General features: G+C 59.2%; 15 protein-coding genes and 1 pseudogene. 1 reads left to right on the forward strand and 15 read right to left on the reverse strand.

Features of this window, described 5'->3' with window-relative positions; translation table 11 throughout:
• Positions 1 to 8 precede the first annotated feature (8 nt).
• The 12 genes and pseudogenes from AC0L7L_RS17540 to AC0L7L_RS17595 form a co-directional block, all read right to left on the reverse strand.
• Positions 9 to 1,638 (reverse strand): annotated as a pseudogene (locus AC0L7L_RS17540) (GMC family oxidoreductase).
• A 153-nt stretch (positions 1,639 to 1,791) separates the two neighbouring features.
• On the reverse strand, positions 1,792 to 2,556 hold the full coding sequence (locus AC0L7L_RS17545) for a 3-ketoacyl-ACP reductase (RefSeq protein ID WP_473510377.1): 765 nt from the start codon (positions 2,554 to 2,556) through the stop codon (positions 1,792 to 1,794).
• Complete coding sequence (locus tag AC0L7L_RS17550; protein WP_473510379.1) at positions 2,553 to 4,037, reverse strand: GMC oxidoreductase; 1,485 nt, start codon at positions 4,035 to 4,037, stop codon at positions 2,553 to 2,555. Before AC0L7L_RS17550 ends, AC0L7L_RS17545 begins: the two co-directional genes overlap by 4 nt.
• Positions 4,038 to 4,040: 3 nt before the next feature.
• The gene (locus AC0L7L_RS17555; RefSeq protein WP_473510381.1) at positions 4,041 to 5,150 is read right to left on the reverse strand and encodes an ABC transporter ATP-binding protein; all 1,110 of its coding nucleotides are present in this window, start codon (positions 5,148 to 5,150) and stop codon (positions 4,041 to 4,043) included.
• A 4-nt stretch (positions 5,151 to 5,154) separates the two neighbouring features.
• On the reverse strand, positions 5,155 to 6,036 hold the full coding sequence (locus tag AC0L7L_RS17560) for a carbohydrate ABC transporter permease (RefSeq protein ID WP_272213360.1): 882 nt from the start codon (positions 6,034 to 6,036) through the stop codon (positions 5,155 to 5,157).
• A complete protein-coding gene (locus AC0L7L_RS17565; protein ID WP_473510384.1) occupies positions 6,033 to 6,935 on the reverse strand; it encodes a carbohydrate ABC transporter permease in 903 nt (300 codons plus the stop codon). Before AC0L7L_RS17565 ends, AC0L7L_RS17560 begins: the two co-directional genes overlap by 4 nt.
• Before the next feature lie 153 nt (positions 6,936 to 7,088).
• A complete protein-coding gene (locus AC0L7L_RS17570) occupies positions 7,089 to 8,345 on the reverse strand; it encodes an ABC transporter substrate-binding protein (RefSeq protein ID WP_272213361.1) in 1,257 nt (418 codons plus the stop codon).
• A 106-nt stretch (positions 8,346 to 8,451) separates the two neighbouring features.
• A complete protein-coding gene (locus tag AC0L7L_RS17575) occupies positions 8,452 to 9,969 on the reverse strand; it encodes an aldehyde dehydrogenase family protein (protein WP_473510386.1) in 1,518 nt (505 codons plus the stop codon).
• A gap of 2 nt (positions 9,970 to 9,971) precedes the next feature.
• On the reverse strand, positions 9,972 to 10,739 hold the full coding sequence (locus AC0L7L_RS17580; protein WP_473510389.1) for an enoyl-CoA hydratase/isomerase family protein: 768 nt from the start codon (positions 10,737 to 10,739) through the stop codon (positions 9,972 to 9,974).
• A gap of 16 nt (positions 10,740 to 10,755) precedes the next feature.
• The gene (locus AC0L7L_RS17585) at positions 10,756 to 12,330 is read right to left on the reverse strand and encodes an acyl CoA:acetate/3-ketoacid CoA transferase (RefSeq protein WP_473510391.1); all 1,575 of its coding nucleotides are present in this window, start codon (positions 12,328 to 12,330) and stop codon (positions 10,756 to 10,758) included.
• A gap of 3 nt (positions 12,331 to 12,333) precedes the next feature.
• On the reverse strand, positions 12,334 to 13,335 hold the full coding sequence (locus AC0L7L_RS17590) for a Gfo/Idh/MocA family protein (RefSeq protein WP_272213366.1): 1,002 nt from the start codon (positions 13,333 to 13,335) through the stop codon (positions 12,334 to 12,336).
• A 311-nt stretch (positions 13,336 to 13,646) separates the two neighbouring features.
• A complete protein-coding gene (locus AC0L7L_RS17595) occupies positions 13,647 to 14,528 on the reverse strand; it encodes a hypothetical protein (protein WP_473510394.1) in 882 nt (293 codons plus the stop codon).
• Positions 14,529 to 14,971: 443 nt separating this feature from the next.
• On the opposite strand from AC0L7L_RS17595, the gene AC0L7L_RS17600 reads away from it, so the two are divergent.
• Complete coding sequence (locus tag AC0L7L_RS17600; RefSeq protein ID WP_473510396.1) at positions 14,972 to 15,919, forward strand: glycosyltransferase family 2 protein; 948 nt, start codon at positions 14,972 to 14,974, stop codon at positions 15,917 to 15,919.
• 127 nt (positions 15,920 to 16,046) lie between these two features.
• Here the strand turns inward: AC0L7L_RS17600 and choV are convergent, their stop codons facing one another.
• The 3 genes from choV to choX form a co-directional block, all read right to left on the reverse strand.
• The gene (gene choV, locus AC0L7L_RS17605; protein ID WP_272213370.1) at positions 16,047 to 17,081 is read right to left on the reverse strand and encodes a choline ABC transporter ATP-binding protein; all 1,035 of its coding nucleotides are present in this window, start codon (positions 17,079 to 17,081) and stop codon (positions 16,047 to 16,049) included.
• Entirely contained in the window at positions 17,074 to 17,916 is an 843-nt protein-coding gene (choW, locus tag AC0L7L_RS17610; protein WP_272213371.1) for a choline ABC transporter permease subunit, read from the reverse strand. The genes choV and choW overlap by 8 nt, the downstream gene beginning before the upstream one ends.
• 141 nt (positions 17,917 to 18,057) lie before the next feature.
• Positions 18,058 to 18,996 carry a choline ABC transporter substrate-binding protein gene (choX, locus tag AC0L7L_RS17615; RefSeq protein ID WP_272213372.1) on the reverse strand — a complete coding sequence of 313 codons (939 nt, stop codon included), beginning with the start codon at positions 18,994 to 18,996 and terminating at the stop codon, positions 18,058 to 18,060.
• Between the last annotated feature and the right edge of the window lie 13 nt (positions 18,997 to 19,009).

Raw genomic sequence — 19,009 nt, forward strand, 5'->3', positions numbered from 1 at the left:
GGCCCTTTTCAGTCAGCTGTTGCAGATAGAGAGTTTTCGCCCTGCTCCGCAAGCCCTCCAAGCCGGTATTCGCGAGCGATCATGTCGGCGGCCTTTTCACCGATCATGATGGCCGCTGCATTGGTGTTGGAGGAAATCAGCTGCGGCATGATCGAGGCATCGACCACGCGCAGGCCTTTCAGGCCGTTGAACTTCAACGCCGGATCGACCACGGCGCGCTCATCACTGCCCATGCGGCAGGTGCCGGCCGGGTGATGGTCGGTCTTGGCGTGGCGGCAGGCATAGTTGAAATAGTCGGCGTCGGTCTTGACCTCCGGCCCCGGAATCATCTCGCGCTTGATGAACGGCGCGAGTGCCTCCTGGTGCATGATTTCCTGCGCCAGCTTCAGCCCGCGGATCGACATCTCGCGGTCATGCGGATCGGCCCAGTAATTCGGGTCGATCAGCGGCGCATCGGCCGGATTGGCCGATTTCAACCGCACGCTGCCGCGCGAACGGGGCCTCAGATAGGCAGAATTCAGCGTCACGCCCGGATTTTCCATCTTGTCCACGCCTGCCTCGATGCCGGAGCCGAGGCCGAGATGGAACTGGATATCCGGCGAGCGTGCGCCCTCCTCCGCATACCAGAACCCGCCGGTCTCAAACAGGCTCGAAGCGACCGGTCCCTTGCGGGTCAGGACATATTGCAGGCCCGCAACCGCCGACCACATGGGCACTGGCATATTTGTCATAGGTGAAATCGCCGGCACATTCGAGAATGGTGAAGAGATCGAGATGGTCCTGCAGGTCAGCGCCGACACCCGGATGGTCGAACACCGCCTCGATGCCGACATCGCGGAGATGGTCTACGGGTCCGATTCCGGAGAGCATCAACAACCGTGGCGAGCCAATGGCACCTGCCGACAGCAGCACTTCGCATGATGCGGTGAGGACCTCGCCGTTGGCCGTCTCGACGCCGGTCACGCGGCCATTTTCAACACGCAGGCGGCGGGTTTCGACACCGGTGCGGATGGTCAGGTTTTCCCGGTCGCGCGCCGCGGCGAGATAGGCTTTCGAGGCCGACGAACGGCGGGCGTTCTTCTGGGTGAGCTGGTAATAGCCGACGCCATCCTGTTTTGCCCCGGCCATATCTTCGTTGAAGGGAATGCCAAGCTCTTGCGCCGCCTTGAAATAGGCCTCGCAGATCGGCAGCGGCGCTGCCGGTTTGGAAACCCCGAGCGGGCCGCCCTTGCCGTGAAATTCATTGTCATAGGTGTCATTGTCCTCGGCCTTCCTGAAGAAGGGCAGGACATCGTCATAACCCCAGCCGGTGCAGCCCATCTGGCGCCATTCATCATAATCGAGACGGTTACCGCGGGTATAGATCTGGGCGTTGATGGTCGAGCCGCCGCCGATCACCTTGGCCTGGGTGAAGCGGATCGACATGCCGTTCATATGTTTTTGCGGCACCGTGTGCCAGCCCCAGCTGCCGATGCCCTTGGTCATCTTCGCAAAACCGGCAGGTAGCGTGTAGAACGGATGGCTGTCGCGCGCACCTGCCTCCAGCAGCAACACGTTGACATCGGGATTTTCCGACAGCCTTGCCGCCAGAACGCAACCCGCCGAACCACCGCCGACAATGATGAAATCATAGGCCATGCAATTTCCTCCCGTGGGCGTTCTAGCATGAGATTAGGAACGTTCCAATTCCTATTTTGACGTATCCTGAATTTCTGTGAAGAGAGCACCTCATCCCCTCTTCAAGCGGTGCGATTGGTGGATCAGCGCCGGCTCAATGCCGGCCACCCATGCTCACAGCCGCGCGATCGACAACCCGCCGTCGGCGGCGATCACCGTGCCGGTGGCAAAGGTGAAGCGCCCTTCAGCGAGCGGCAGGACGGCCTTGCCAATATCTTCCGGCGTACCCCAGCGAGCGGCGGGCACCAGGCCGTCTTCGATGCGGGCAGTGTATTTGTCCTTCACGCCCGCCGTCATGCCGGTCTCGATGATGCCGGGGCGGATATCGAAGACACCGATGTTGTCAGCGGCCAGCCGCGTGGCGAAGAGCTGCGCCATCATCGCCGCGCCTGCCTTGGAGATGCAGTATTCGGCGCGCTCAACCGAAACCATTGTCGCGCTGACGGAGGTGATGAAGATGATGGAGCGGGGAAGTGAGACCTGTTTTTGCGCGGTCATGCGCCGTGCGGTTTCCTGCGCAAGGAAAAAAGACCCCCGCAGGTTGACCGACATCACAAAATCGAAGTTCTCCGGTGTAAGATCCAGCATGTCACCACGCACCGGCGCGCCGACACCCGCATTGGAGACCAGCGTGGTCACCAGGCCGAGGCTGTCCTCGACCGCATCGAGAAGCGTCGCTATGCCGTCGAGGTCACGGATATCGTGCCGGAAATAGCGTGCGCGATCACCAAGCCTTGCCAGCGCCGCGACGACGGCCGGTGCATCGGAAGCGGCCTCGGCGGCGATCGCCACGGCAAACCCCGCCTCGGCAAGTGCTGTGGCAATGCCGAGGCCGATGCCCTGCTGGCCGCCCGTGACCAGCGCAACCTTTCCGCTCATGCGCCAAGCTCCTTCCTGATCGCATCGGCAGCCTTCATCGCAAGGGCTGCGACCGTCAGCGCCGGGTTGACGGCGGCCGAGGTCGGCAGCGCCGAAGCATCGGTGACAAACAAATTGTCATGGTCGAAACTGCGGCAGTCGGGATCAAGCACAGCCTTTGCCGGATCGCTGCCGATATGTGCCGTGCCGCATTGGTGCGAGGGCACGCGGCCATCGAAGAGCCGCGAGAGAACGACCGGGAAGCCGGCAGCCTTCAGCGTCTTCTTCATCTTTTCAACAAGCTTGTGGTGCGCGGCCATATTGGATCGTCGCCAGATCAGCTGGATATCATCGCCCTTCACCATGACCCGGCTTTCAGGGTCCGGCAGGTCTTCTGAAATCGCGTAAAAGTCGACGGCGTGGCGCGAGATATGGCGGCAGGCGGCCATTGGCAGTGCGGGCACATTGGCCTTCAGGATTTTCGGCACCACACGGCCCAGAAGCTGGACATTGCCGAGCGGCGGTCCGTTATGCCCGTCGCTCAGATACCATTCATTGATGCCGAAGGTCTTCTGGTAGACGCTGTCATTCACCAAGCGCGGATCATAGGCGATCAGCGCCGAGGCATTGTGGTTCATGAAATTACGACCGACCTGACCGGACGCATTGGCAAGCCCGTTTCTGAGCAGCAATGCCGCGCTCTGCACCGCACCGGCGGCAAGGGCCACCAAACGCGGCGTCAGCGTCACGGTTTCGCTACCCTTTCGATACGTGACGCTGGCAATCCGGCGCCCATCCGGGTCTCTATCAAGCCCGGTGACCTGCGCGCCGGTCACCAGCCGCACATTGTCATGAGACAATGCCGCCGCCAGCCCGCAGGTTTCCGCGTCCATCTTGCCGGAACGGATATCGGGATAGCCATCCCAGCCATCGCGACCGTTGGAAAGCCAGGTATCGATGTCGACGCCGAGCGGCAGGGTGAACGGCTGAACGCCGACCTTTTCAAGTCGTTGGCGCACGGCGGCAATCGCCGGCTCGTCGGGAACCGGCGGATAGGGATAGGCATCTTCATGGGGTGGCTCGCTGGCATCGCTCGTCACATCGCCCCGCACCCGGTAGAGCTTTTCCGCAGCCGCGTAATAGGGCGCAAGGGTCTCATAGGGGAACGGCCATGCGGGCGAGATACCGCCCTCATGTTCCATCGCCTGAAAATCCTGCTTGCGGTAGCGCAGCAGCACCGCACCGTAGAATTTCGAATTACCGCCGACATTGTAATAGTTGCCGGGCGAAAACCGGTTTTCCGCCGCATCCAGCCAGGTCTCCTCGGAGCGGAAGGCGCTGTTCTTGTAGATGCGGTCGGGATCGCGCGCCGGGGCATCATCGGGGATCTGTTCGCCGCGCTCCAGAATGATGATTTCGGCTCCGCTCGGGGCGAGCGCGGCGGCCAGCGTCGCGCCCCCCATGCCGGAGCCGATGATAACGACATCGGGTGACCGGTTCATGGCTTAACCAACGCGCTGTTCGGTTTCGGGATCGAAGGCCACCGCCTTTTCCATATTGACGGCAAAGGGGAAAGTATCGCCCGGCTTGACCTCGACATCGGCGCGGAAACGCGCCGTGACCTCCTTGCCGCCAAGCTGGGTAACCACGAACAGGTCAGAACCCGCCGGCTCCGTAACCTCGACCCTGGCGTCAACCGTGTGCACGGCATTGGAAGAGCGGTCAGCGCCGAGCTCATCGGTGACGGCTTCCGGACGGATACCCAGAATGATGTCGCGGCCGTTATGTTGTGCCATGGCATCGCCCGGAAAGGGCAACCGTGCGGCCCCACCATCGGTAAGCGCGAATTCGGCCGCCGCCTTGCCGTCGTCCACCACAATCCTTGCCGGAAACAGGTTCATCGACGGAGAGCCCATGAAGCCGGCAACGAAGATGTTGGCCGGGTTGTCGTAAATCTCCTTGGGCGTACCGAGCTGCTGCACATGCCCACCGAACATCACTGCAATCCGGGTTGAAAGCGTCAGCGCCTCGATCTGGTCATGGGTGACGTAGACGATCGTGGTGCCGAGTTTCTGGTGCAGTTTCTTGATCTCGGTGCGCATGTCGACACGCAGCTTGGCATCGAGGTTCGACAGCGGTTCGTCAAAGAGAAAGACATCCGGATCGCGCACCAGCGCCCGGCCCATGGCCACACGCTGACGCTGGCCGCCGGAAAGCTGACCGGGCTTGCGCTTCAGGAGGTGCGTGATCTGCAAAAGATCGGCGACCCGATCGATAGCCTTGTCGCGCTCCGGCTTGGGCACGCCGTGCATTTCCAGCCCGAAGGAAATGTTCTCGCCAACATTCATGTTCGGATAGAGCGCGTAGGACTGGAACACCATGGCGATGTTGCGGTCAGCGGGCCGCACGCCGTTCATCGAGCGGCCGTTGATGGAAATATCACCGCCAGAGGTCGGCTCCAGCCCCGCAATCATGTTCAAAAGTGTCGACTTGCCGCAGCCGGACGGACCGACAAGCACGAGAAACTCGCCTTCCTCGACGGCGATATTCGTCTCATGCAGCACGGTCAGCGCGCCAAAGCTCTTGGTGACGTGATCGATCTTGAGAAAACCCATGCTTTTACCCTTTCACGCTACCGGCCATCAGGCCGCGCACGAAGTAGCGTCCGGCGACGATGTAAACGAGCAGCGTCGGCAATGCTGCCATGATCGCGCCGGCGAAATGAACATTGTATTCCTTCACACCGGTGGAGGACTGAACGAGATTGTTGAGCGCCACCGTCATCGGCTGGCTGTTGAAATCGGAGAACGATGCACCGAACAGGAAGTCGTTCCAGATATTGGTGAACTGCCAGATGATGCAGACCACCGCGATTGGCCCGGATGACGGCAGCATGATGCGGCGGAAGATGGTGAAAAATCCAGCGCCGTCAATCATCGCCGCGCGCACCAACTCATCGGGGAACTGGGCGTAGTAATTGCGGAAATAAAGGGTCGAAAAGCCGATACCATAGACCAGATGCACGAAGATCAGTCCCGGCACCGAGCCGGCAATCCCCATGATGCCGAGGATCCGCGCCATCGGGATCAGCACGATCTGGAACGGAATGAAGCAGGCAAACAAAAGCAGGCCGAAGATGATCTTGTGACCGCGGAACTGCCATTTGGTCAGCACATAGCCGTTGAGCGCGCCGAGCACGGTGGAGATCGCCACCGCCGGCACCACCATCTGGATCGAATTCATGAAATAGGGTTTGAGACCGGTTGCCTGCACGCCGATCTGTGCCGTCGACCATGCGCTCTTCCAAGGCTCGAAGGTCAGCGCGTCGGGCAGGTTCATCATTCCGCCCGACTGGATTTCGCGCAAGGGTTTGAGCGAATTGACCAGCATCACATAAAGCGGCAGCAGGTAGTAAAGGCAAAACAGCAGAAGAACCGTATAAATCAGGAACCGCGCCGTACGTCCGGTCGAGACGACCTGGGTCGAAGCGTTGGAGCTCATTGCTGCTTCTCCCTCAGTTCCGACCACAGATAGGGTACCATGATCGCGGCAATCGACATCAGCATGATCACGGCGGAAGCAGCACCAATGCCCATCTGATTGCGGGTGAATGTGTAGGAATACATGAAGGTCGCCGGAAGCTCTGTGGCCCGTCCGGGTCCTCCGCCGGTCAGCGCGATCACGAGGTCGTAGGATTTGATCGCCATATGGGCGAGCACCACGATGGCCGACATGAAGGCGGGGCGAAGCTGCGGAATGACGATGCGGCGATAGAGCGAAAAGTTGGAGGCGCCATCGATCTGGGCGGCCTTCAGCACCTCGCCGTCAATGCCGCGCAACCCGGCAAGGAACATCGCCATGACGAAGCCAGAGGTCTGCCAGACGGCGGCAATGACGATGGTGTAGATCGCCATCTGGTTGGACTTGATCCAGTTGAACTGGAAACTGGTCCAGCCCCAGGAATGCACAACCGCCTCAAGCCCGATGCCCGGATCGAGAAACCATTTCCAGGCCGTGCCGGTGACGATGAAGGACAGCGCCATCGGATAGAGATAGATCGAGCGGATGAACCCTTCGGCGCGGATCTTCTGGTCGAGGAAGATCGCCAGCATCAGGCCAATAAAGCAGCAGAATACGATATAGAGCCCGCCAAAGATGACGACGTTCTTGACCGCGATCGACCAGGCGCGCAGCCTGAAGAGATTGATGTAGTTCTTCCAGCCGACGAGGTCATAGCTCGGCAGGATACGGCTGTCGGTAAACGACAGATAGAGCGTGAAGGCGATGAAGCCGTAGACGAAGATCAACACCATCGCCAAGGACGGGCTGAGCACGATTTTCGGCAGGGCGTCGCGCAGAAAATCCCCCGCGGTCCCTCGTCTTGCTGCAGACGAAGCCATTCCAATCCTCCGGAAAGGCGGGCACACAGGTGCCGCCGGTATTATGCTGTGTCGGGTCGGGCGCGCGCGATATTCGCGGCCTCACATTGCGTCACCCCCGGGCAAGTGGCCCAAGCGGAGAGGGCCGAAGCCCTCTCCGGAAGATGGCAGCTATTACTGTGCAATCTGCACGGCAGTAACCATTTCCTGAGTTGCCGTTTCGCTATCATACTCACCGTTGAAGTGAGCGGTGATCACATCATACATGGCGTTCTTGACCGATGCCGGATTGGCGTGGCCATGGGCCATGGAGCCGAACAGGTTGCCGCTTTCCGATGCTGCCGCGAGATCGGCCATGCCCTGCTTGCCACAGGCATCAAAGGCCTCGTCGGAAACATCGGTTCGCGCGGGAACCGAGCCCTTGACCACGTTGAAGGCCGACTGGAATTCCGGCGACAGGATCGCCTTGGCCAGCGCTGTCTGTTCGGCGGTCGGCTCGTCGCCCTGCTCGAAGAAGGCGAACTGGTCGGAGTTGAACGTCACCTGGTCCTGGGTGCCGGGGAAGCGGAAGCACAGGAAGTCTTCTCCCGGTGTCTGCCCCGCCTTCAGAAATTCGCCCTTGGCCCAGTCGCCCATGAACTGGAAGGCGGCATCATTATTGATGACCATGGCGGACGCCAGGTTCCAGTCGCGACCTGAGAAGTTGTCATCGACATAGCCGCGGATCACGGTCATGCGGTCGAAGACTTCCGTCATCGTGTCGGAGCCAAGCGCTTCCGGGTCAAGATCGATCATCGATGCCTGATAGAATTCCGGGCCGCCGGTTGCCATCAACACAGCGTCGAAGATCGTTGCATCCTGCCAGGCCTGTCCACCATGCGCGACCGCAACCTTGCCCGAAGCCTGGACCTTGTCCATGGCGGCGATCAGCTCATCCCAGGTTTCTGGCTGTTCGATACCAAGTTCATCGAGGATAGACTTGTTGGCCCAGACCCAGTTTGTGGAGTGGACGTTGACCGGTGCTGCAACCCATTCGCCGTCGTGCTTGGAAAATTTCTGGAGTGCCGCCGGAACCACGGCATCCCAGTTTTCTTCCGCCGCGATGTCGTTGAGGTTGGCGAGCGCGCCTTCATTGGCCCAGTCGGTGATGTCGAAGCCGAGCATCTGCACGGCCGATGGCGGGTTGCCACCGGTGACCCGGGCACGCAGAACGGTCATGGCCTGTTCGCCGCCGCCGCCGGCAACCGGCATATCCTGCCAGCCGATGCCCTGTTCCTCGAGATTTTCCTTCAGGACGTTGAGCGCCGAGGCTTCACCGCCGGACGTCCACCAGTGCAAGACCTCCACATCCTCGGCCTTGACCGAGGTCGCGGATGCCGATGCGGCCACGATGGCAATCAGTGCGGCACTTCTTGAAAAGTTCAAACGCATAGTCTCCTCCTCTTGCGTTTTGTGACCTTCAGCCGGGCTCCTCAACCCGTTTCTGCCATAAGGTCATTTCCTCTCCCGCAGGCCGCGGATCGTGCGGCCAGCGATCTCATTTCACCCAGGGTGCGCGTGTGCGCCCGATGCGCATGGTCACGGTCTTCACCTCCAGATATTCCTCCAGCCCATAACGGCCGAGCTCGCGCCCAAGGCCCGATTGCTTGACACCGCCGAAAGGCAGTTCGGAAAATCCATCCATCCAGGTATTGGTCCACACAGTGCCAGCCTGCACGCGGCGGGCAAATGCCAGGCAGGTGCTGACATCATTGCTCCAAACCCCGGCAGACAGCCCGTAGGCAGCACTGTTGGCGAGTTCGATTGCCTCCTCAATCGTTTTAAAAGTCAGGACCGACAGCACAGGTCCGAAGACCTCCTCCCGCGCGACTGCCATGGATGAACTGACATTTGTCACGACTGTAGGCGTGTAGAACCGGCCTGACAAGCCCGGGATATCAAGCGCTCCGCCGCCCAAAGGGATCGTGGCACCGGCATCCTTGGCACCCTCGACATAAGTGTCGATTTTTTCGAAATGTGCGTCAGAAATGATCGCGCCGACCTTCGTGCGTGGATCGAGCGGGTCGCCGAAGGGCACGTTCCTTGACAGGGCCACCACCTTCTCCGTCAACTCCTCGGCAATATCCTCATGCACGATGATGCGCGAGCCGGCATTGCAGCATTCGCCGGCGTTGAAATAGACGCCGAAAACGATGGCGTCGGCCGCCTCGTCAAGATCGCAATCGGGGAACACCACCTGCGGGTTTTTGCCGCCAAGTTCGAGCGAAACCTTCTTCAGCGTTCCGGCACTGGCCCTGACAATCGCCTTGCCAACGGCCGTTGACCCGGTAAACGACACCATATCGACATCAGCGCTTTCGCACATGGTGGTGCCGACCGGATCGCCATAGCCGAGCACGATATTGACGACGCCATCGGGAATACCGGCCTCGATCAGAAGCTCACCGAGAATGACCGCCGAGGACGGGGTCATCTCGGACGGCTTGATCACCGCCGTGCAGCCAGCGGCAAGCGCAAACGGCAGCTTCTGCGAGACGATCAGGAACGGGAAGTTCCACGGCGCGATCAGGGCCGCGACGCCGACCGGCTCCTTCAAGACGAGGCCGAGCATGTCATCGCCGAGTGAATTGTGGCTGTCGCCGGACAGCGTGCGCGCCAGTGAGGCGGCATAGCGCCAGATATCGGCAGCACCGGCAATCTCGTCCCGTGCCTGGGAAATCGGCTTGCCGCTTTCCAGCGTGTCGCGCATGGCGATACGTTCCAGATCGCGCTCGATAAGATCGGCGACCTTCAACAGGGTATCGGCGCGTTCCTTGCCGGAAATGCGCGACCAGCGGCCGTCGTCAAAGGCGTTTCGCGCGGCAGCAATCGCCGCTTCCGTCTCCGCGACGCTTCCACGTGCGGCCTTGGTGACAATGTGACCATGGGCGGGCGACGCGCGCTCGAAGGTTTCACCGGTTTCGGAAGCCTGCCAGCGCCCGTCGATCAGGTGGCGCGCCGGAAACACCGGCTCGGCGGCGTGGCTGACAGCGGGGATAATGGTGAGGTCGGTCATGGCTAGCACCCCTTGAATGACGGTTTGCGTTTTTCGCGGAAGGCGGAAACACCCTCAGCCTTGTCGAAAGAAGCGGCAATCATGCCGCTGCCGAGCGTCTCGACCATGGCGGAGCGGTCTTCGCCCGCGCCAGCATGGATCATGTATTTGACGATCTCGGTCGAATAGGCGGAAGCACCGAGCGCATCTTTGGCGATGTCGAAGGCCAGAGCGCGGCAGTCATCAGCCACTGCGGCGGCAAAACCGAGCGCGTGGGCACGCTCGGCATCGATCCGACGCCCAAACAGTGCCATTTCCTTCAACACCGGCTCCGGCAGAAGCCGCGCCAGGCGCTGGGTGCCGGACCAGCCCGGCACGATGCCGACCTTGGGCTCGGGCAGCGCGATCGTTGCCTTCGGTGCCATCACCCGGATATCGCAGGCAATGGCCAGTTCAAGGCCGCCACCAAATGTGTGCGCCGAAAGCGCCGCGATGGTCGGCTTCGAAAGCCGCGCCAGCCGGTCGAAGCGCCGATGGCCGTCACGCACCCAGAACCGGGCAAAATCCCCCGGCGAAAGATCGCCCCAGGCATTGATATCGGCGCCGGCACAAAAGGCGCGCTCGCCTTCCGCTGTCAAAATGACAAACCGGATTGCCGGATCAGCCTCGATTGCCGCCAGATGGGCCTCGAGACTGTCAAGCATTGCCGGCGTGAACGCATTGAGCTTGGCCGGGTTATCAAGCCTCAGTTCGGCAATGGCATCGTGGTGAATGCGGTGAATGGCGCTCATGCTGTGGCTCCCTTTCTCATAAGGCCAGCCCCATCGGCCGTTCCGACAGCAGAGAAAGCGGCATGCTGGTCGCGTTTTCAGCGATGGTGACACGGCCCCCGGAGGCGGCGATGATGTCGCGTTCCGGATCGATGCCGGGCATGATTTCGGTGGCAACGAGGCCATCCTCGCCAATGCGCATCACGCAGCGTTCGGTGACATAAAGCACGTCCTGGCCGTTTTCCTTCGCACGACGGCCGGAGAAGGTGACGTGCTCGACCGCCTCGACCATCTTGGAAAACTTGCCCGGCTTTTCGACGAACAGGCCCTCACTTGTCAGCTTAAGTCCGGCAGCGGCCTCGAACAGCCCGGCGAACATGATCCTGCGGGCATTGGCGGTAATGTCGACGAAACCACCGCAGCCGGCTGTCAGATAGGGCTTCTTGCCGAGTTTGGAGACATTGACATTGCCCTTGCGGTCGACTTCCAGAAAAGACAGGAAGGTGACGTCGAAGCCGCCGCCCTGGAAATAGGTGAACTGGTTCGGCGAGGGCATGAAGGCATCGGCATTGGAGGCGCAGCCAAAGGCAAAGCCGGTGAGCGGCATGCCGCCGACAGCCCCCTGCTCGATTGCCCAGGTGACCTTGCCGGCCTGGCCTTCTTCCAGCAGGATCCGCGGCACCAGCGCACAGATGCCGAAGCCGAGATTGGCGGTCTGCCCGGCAGACAACTCCATCGCCGCACGCCGCGCGATGATTTTTTCAACGCCGTATTCCGCCAGTTCGAAATCAGCGAGGGGATGGATGACCTCACCGGAAATGGCAGGGTCGTAGAGGGTTTCGGTGGTCTGATACTGGCCGGGATCGACAACGATGCAATCCACCAGATGGCCCGGTACGCGCACATCATGCGGGCGCAACGATCCGGCGGCGGTGAGGCGCTTGACCTGGGCGATCACGAGGCCGCGATTGTTGCGTGCGGCAATCGCCTGATCGAGGCCGCCGAGATAGGCGCCTTCGTGCTCATAGGTGAGATTGCCATGCTCGTCGGCCGTGGTCGCGCGCAGGATCGTCACGTCAGGGGCGATATTGTCGAAATGCAGCCAGCTATCGCCTGCAAACGCGACCCGCCTGACAATAGGCGCGTCAGCCGCCTTTTCGTTCATCGCACAGCCCTGAAGCGCGGGGTCGACGAAGGTGTCGAGGCCGACCTGTGTGAGCACGCCCGGTCGCCTTGCCGCAACGTCCCGATGCATGTCGAACAAGATGCCGGAGGGCACATTGTAGGCCGCGATCCTGTTTTCGACGATCATCTTCCAGATTTCAGGCATCGGCAGTGACGAAGCACCGCTGGGGTATGAACCGGCAATCACCCGGTCAAGAAGGCCGTCCCGGGCGATGTGGTCGATGCCCTTGATGCCGTACATGTCACCGGCGGCAATCGGATGCAGCGTGGTCAGGCGCCGGGGATGGCCGGTGACCTCAAACCGCGCGCCAAGCGCTTCCAGCACCTTGTCCGGGCAACCGAGCCCGGAGGAGGAAGACACCGAAACAACGGCGTTGTCTGAAATCCGGCTGACGGCGGCTTCCGCGCTGACGACTTTGGTTTCCATGTCTCAGTATCCCTTGTAGTCCACATCAACGGCCCGGCCCTCGCGGGCCGAGCGGGCAACAGCAAGCGCGACGGCCAACGATTTCAGGCCATCGACGCCATCGGCGGCCGGAGCACCATGGCCTGTGACCGCACTGTTGAAGGCCTGGAGGCCGTAGCCGTAGAGCTCGTGCCGCTCGTAGTTCAACTGCAGTGTGCCGTCCTTGTCGGTGAGCGTGATTATGCCGCTCGGGTTCTGTGTCATCACGTTACGAGCAAACACCGACCCCTTTGTGCCGTGCACCTCGATGCCGGAGCCGGCAAAAGGATGGGTGAAGCTCTCATGGCTTTGCACCATGACCCCGGATGGCATAGTCCAGACCGACATGACGCTGTCTTCCACGCCCTGGCCAAGCCCGGACGACACCGCCTGAGCGACGACGGTCTTCGGGTCTTCACCCAGATGAAAGCGCACCGTATCGGCGTCATGGACCGTGATATCCGCAATAACGCCGCCGCCGGCAGCAGCATCGTCGATCCGCCAGCCGCGCAGATGTTCCGGCAGACTGACGGCATGGAAGACCCGCATCGACAAAATGCGGCCGATCCGGCCTTCGGCAATCAACCGCCGGATGGCCAGATGCGCGCCGCTGCAGCGCAGGTGATGATTGGTCGCAAACACGACACCGGCCTCCCGGGCGGCCTCAATCATTGCTGCCGCGTCTTCAACTCTGAGCGCGAGCGGTTTTTCGCACAGAACGTGCTTGCCGGCGGCAATGGCGGCCATCGCTTGGGGAAAATGCTTCTCATTGGTGGTGGAGATGTAAACGGCGTCGATCCCGGGTTGCGCCAAAAGGGCTTCAAGATCGGTAAACACATGCAGGATTGCGTTGCGCGCGGCAAAGGCCTGACCCCGTTCGGCATTGGACGACAGCACCGCTTCGACCGTGTGACCAGACTGCGCCCGGATTGCACCGATCATGTGTTCGGACGCAATCGTACTGGCCCCGATGAGCCCCCACTTCATACCATCTCCTCCCGATTTGGTACGTTCCAATTCCTTGGCCGATATTTATGGAATCAGTTCCCATTCGTCAATCGTCAAGCTACGATTTTACCAAGATGGCCGGGTCGAAGCGGCCAGAACCGCGACGATCACCGGATCGGGCATCATCCAAAAAAGCATCGATAACAGGATAAATCAGCTGCTTTGCGCATCGGTCCGGGGAAAATCCGAAGCAACGGAGATATTCCAGAATCCGTACATCCATAAGAGCGACTTTGAGTGCGAACCGTTTTTTCGGGCCATTCGCATCTCTGCCGAGCACGCGACGCGCCCTACTTATCATTCACGGCGCGCCTGACGATCCTGTTGCATTTCCGGATGACGCGTTTGATCGGGAAAATCACCAGAGCAAGCGTGATCGCCATTTTCTGCTTGAGGCCCCATTCGGGTGCGTCTTCTTCTGTGAGAAACGTCAAAAGATCACTCGCGATTGCGGGCTTTGTAAACCGTTCTGCCTGCTTGGCGATCTCTGCATGAAGCTGGCTCAGATCGTTTGAGACGACCTTGACGAGAAGCGAAAACAACTCCTCCTGGGCATCCTGCGGGCTACAGCGGTGGTCGGCCCTGAGAAGCAGGCAATCCCTGTCAGGCGTGCCGACGGAAAGGTATCCGGGCTCCCGGTCGATGATCGGTATGGTATGAGCCGCCCAGGCATTGATCAGCTTTGTCGGCGGCTTGCGCCCGACTTCGCGCTCCTGCGGATTACGCAGACAGAGGGTAACCAGAATATTACTGAAATCGAGTGCCTCATTCGGGTTTTCTTTGTCGAAATCACAAAAGCGAAATGCGATGCCTGCTTTTTCGCAGCGGGCAATGAAATCCCGCGTCATGATATGATCGGGCCGGTTTTTTCGTCCGCCGTAAACTGCAACCGTTTTTCTGTTCCCGTTTGACTTGATCAATCCGTTCTGCGGCAACAGAGGAATAAATCTGTCATTCGCTTCGGTAAGCCGGAACAGATTGGGCACAACAGACCGGCTGACAAAGAATACCGGCAGGCTCTCGAGTGGCGCGTCAGAATGAATCGAAACGATCTGAGGCGGGCTTTTTCGCCGCATCATTTCCCAATAAACAGCCAGGTTATTGCGATAGCTGTACCGTTTCTTCTGATAGACGACGTAGATATCAGCCTTGCCGGTTGTTTTGGAAATCACCGTTTCCGGATGCAAACCCCGGACAGCAAGGAAGTTTTGGAAAAACCCGTGGCCGACTCCGTCAGGAAAGCGCATAGGGTCCTTTTCAGGGTCCCAATTTCTAACCGCATCAAGGTCAACCGGCCCCTCATACAGAAAGTGTATTTTCTTAGTCATTACCTGCGGTCCAGTCGAGCCCGGAAAAATCGGGTTTTCACATGCTATGCCGTACTCACGCTGGCCTCGCAAGGCTATTTTTCCACAACCGAGAGCGCCTGCTGCAGGCGGTTTTCGATTTCTGGGCATGGATACCTGACTGTATCAGGAATAGACAAACGCTCTGTGGAAATCGGATTTGGCGTTATCGTCCCTCGTGATACATTGCATTGCTTGCCATTCAGAACTCAGAGTGATGTATAGAATACAGCAATTTACATAGTGATAAACCCGGGAATATTCCGTGAATGAAAGCCACATTTCTGATATTAACCTATAATCAAGAAGATTATATCGAAGAGGCTTTGAATGCGGCATTCAAGCAGACATATCGTCCCCTCGAAATCTTAATCTGTGATGACGCATCGACAGATGGAACGGCTTCATTAATTGAACATATTCTGAGATATGCACCCGATGACATCGCAGTAAAATTTGTCGCACACAAGAAAAACCTTGGTTTTGTTGGAAATCTGAATCAATCCATTCTGCTGGCAAGCGGCGAGGTAATCGTGTTCGCACCCGGCGACGATGTTTCCTACCCGGAGCGAACAACCAGAATCGTTGAGAAATTCAAGGAAACAAATGCGCTGTTGGTACATTCGCATGCGAAATGCAAAGACCTGGCAGGCAATGATATCGAACGATTATACTCCAAAACGATTTTCACCCGGAAGAATAATATATATTTAGTATCGAAGTCGCGTTCGCTTTATCTTGGTGCGTCAGGCGCCTGGCACCGCGACCTGTTCGAAAAATACGGCCTGATAACAGCCCAGGGCTTTATCCCCGAAGATCTGGTATTCGGCTACCGTGCCTATCTCGAGGATCGTATCGGTTTTATCGACGAAGAATTGCTGGATTACAGGGTCGGAAGCGGAATCACGACACGCAAGTTCATCATGCCAAAAACCGTGATGGATTTACAAGAAATCGCGGACAAAATGGGCGAGGTGAAACCAGTTCTGACCCAACGTCTGATTGATATTAATCGTTATGATGGTGACGAGGGTTTCAAGAAATCTGTAAAGCGTTTTCTCAACCGAAGAATTGATAAAGTCAACAAGAAGCAAGCCTTCTTGACCAAAGGTTTTTTTGAGGCATTCTTCCAATACAGGATCAACCTGGCCACCTTTGAAGCGGCCGTATATGCACTGAGGCTAAAATTCAAAGCCAGAAAGAATAACCCTGACTGAACCGTGTTTCGGTATTCACCGTTTTGACGGTGAGATCTGTGTTGGGCGTCACGCGTTTATGCAGACTTCATCATGCAGCAACCGGCTGCCGCATGATTTTACAGAGGTTTCCCGAGACCCATCTCAATTAATTGAGACTGTTTTCCGGATTGAGGGCGGTGACGACATTGGAAGGCCGGATGCTGCCGACGGTATTGCCGCTGTCGTCAACCACGCGCAGGATCGCGCCCTTACCAAGGGCATTCATCATTTCCGCCAGTTTGATGTTAGGGCTGACAGGACGGGCATCCTCCGGTGCGGGATCGTCGCTCATCACATCGGCGGCGCGCAGAACACCCAGCGGGTTAACATTGGCGACAAAGTCGGCGACATAGGCGTCGGCGGGCTTGCGCACGATCTGGGACGGCGTACCGCACTGGACGATCCGCCCGCCTTCCATGATAGCGATCCGGTCGCCGATCTTGAAGGCCTCGTCGAGGTCGTGGCTGACGAAGATGATGGTGCGCTTCAGATTGCGCTGCAATTCAATCAGCTCATCCTGAAGACGCGTGCGGATCAACGGATCAAGCGCGGAAAACGGCTCGTCCATCAGCAGGATCGGCGCTTCAGTGGCAAAGGCGCGGGCAAGACCGACGCGCTGCTGCATTCCGCCGGAAAGTTCACCGACAAGCTGGTCGCCCCAGTCCTTCAGCCCAACGAGTTCGAGCTGGGCTTCCGCCCTCTTCAGACGCTCCTGTTTGCTCAGGCCCGCAAATTCCAGTCCGAGAGCGATATTGTCGCGGACATTGCGCCACGGCAACAGCCCAAACTGCTGGAACACCATGGAAACCCGTGACAGCCGGATATGGCGCAGCGTCTTGTTGTCGGCCTGGGTCACATCAGTCATCTGGGTGCCGTCATTGACCAGAACGCGGCCGCGGCAGACCGGGTTGAGGCGATTGACAGCCCGAAGCAGGGTCGATTTCCCCGACCCCGAAAGCCCCATCAGCACCAGAAGCTCGCCTTCACCGACGGCCAGCGAGCAATTGTGCACGCCGAGCACCTGTCCGGTCTCGTCCTGAACTTCCGCGCGGTCCTTGCCGGCATCCATCAACGGAAGGGCGCTTTCCGGCTTGTCACCGAACACGATATTCACATCTTCAAAGACGACGGCATCAGCCATTGTTACGCCCTCCGATCTTGAGAACCCGGTCGAGAATGATGGCGACGACAACGATGACGAAGCCGCTTTCAAAGCCGAGCGCGGGATTGACCTGATTGAGCGCGCGCACCACCGGAACGCCAAGCCCGTCTGCACCAACGAGCGCTGCGACAACCACCATCGACAGCGACAGCATGATGGTCTGGTTCAGCCCGGCCATGATCTGCGGTAGCGCATGATGCAGCTCGACCTTGGTAAGCTTCTGCCACGGTGTTCCGCCAAAGGCATCAGCCGCCTCAAGCAAGGGCTGCGGCACCGAGGAGATACCGAGATGGGTCAGGCGAATGGAGGCCGGGATCACGAAGATCACGGTGGCCAGGAGACCCGGCACCATGCCGATGCCGAAGAAGATGATCGCCGGGATCAGATAGACGAAAGGCGGCAGCGTCTGCATCAGGTCGAGAACAGGTTGCACCACCTGATAAAAACGGGGCCGATGGGCTGTGAAGATGCCGATCGGCACGCCGACGGCCATGCAGATCAGGCAAGACGAGATCACCAGCGCCAGGCTTTCGGTGGTTTCTTCCCAATAGCCCTGATTGACGATGAACAGAAAGCCGAAAAACACGAACAGCGAAACCTTCCAGTTGCGCTGAAGCCAGTAGGAAAGCGCGGTCACGACAATAGCGACGGCGATCGGGCCGGGTGCCTGCAGCACCCAGAGCAACCTGTCGATGAGCCAGCTCATGACCTCGGCCAGACCGTCGAAAAACCAGCCGCCATGGATCTGCAGCCAGTCGAAGATGTCCTGGGCCCAGTGTCCCAGCGGGATCTTGTAGTCTGTCAGCCAGTGCAAGAGGTTGCTCCTTCTTTGTCCCCCGGATAGCCACGACAGGGCCGTGGCCGCGCCGCCGTGCTGCCGGCCGCGTCTCGATCACAATCAATGCAGATAAGGAAAGGCCCGGAAAAGCGTTTCGCCAGTCCGGGCCTTTTGTCCTTAAAGGCCGAGCGAGGCCTTGACCGCCGGCAGGCCCGGCTCGCCGGACGTGGTGGTCACACCGTCCAGCCAGGCGTCCAGCGCGTCTGGATTAGCCTTGATCCACGCAGCCGTGGCATCGCCCTCATTCTCGCCGTCATTGAGGATCTGGCCCATGATTTTGTTTTCCATGGCCAGCGAGAACTTCATGTTTTCCAGAAGCTTGCCGACATTCGGGCATTCATCGGCAAAACCCTTGCGGGTCACGGTGCGGACAATGCCCTCGCCGCCGAAGAAGTCTTCACCGCCGGTGAGATATTTCAGCGAATAGGTGGCATTCATCGGATGCGGTTCCCAGCCGAGGAACACGATCGGCTGTTCCTTGCGGTATTTGCGGCCGACCATGGCGAGCATGCCCTGTTCGGAGCTTTCGGCAACCTTGAAGCCTTCGAGGCCGAACTTGTTCTCCTCGATCAGCGAGACGAGATAGGCATTGCCCTCATTGCCCGGCTCAATGCCGTAGATCGTGTCATCAAGTTCATCGGCGAACTTGGCGATATCACCATAGGTCTTCAGACCCTTTTCATAGGTGTAGGTCGGCACCGCCAGGGTGTATTTTGTGCCTTCCAGATTGGTGGCGACAACGTCGATTTCGCCCTCATCCGTATAGGGTGTGATCGCGCCGGACTGGGCCGGCATCCAATTGCCGAGGAAGACGTCGATATCGTCGCTCTTCAGCGATGCGAATGTCACCGGAACCGAGAGAACCTTGACGTCGACATCATAACCGAGGCCTTCAAGCACATGTTTCGCTGTTGCCGTCGTGGTGGTGATGTCCGTCCAGCCGACATCGGAGAAGCTTACACTGTCGCAGGCCGTTTCCTGGGCCTGGGCTGCGCCGACGGAAAGGGTTGTGGCGGCGGTAAGAGCTGCGAGCATCATTCGGAAGTTATCAGTCATGTCAGCGTTCCTT

The sequence above is a fragment of the Martelella sp. K41-7 genome (assembly GCF_055808365.1).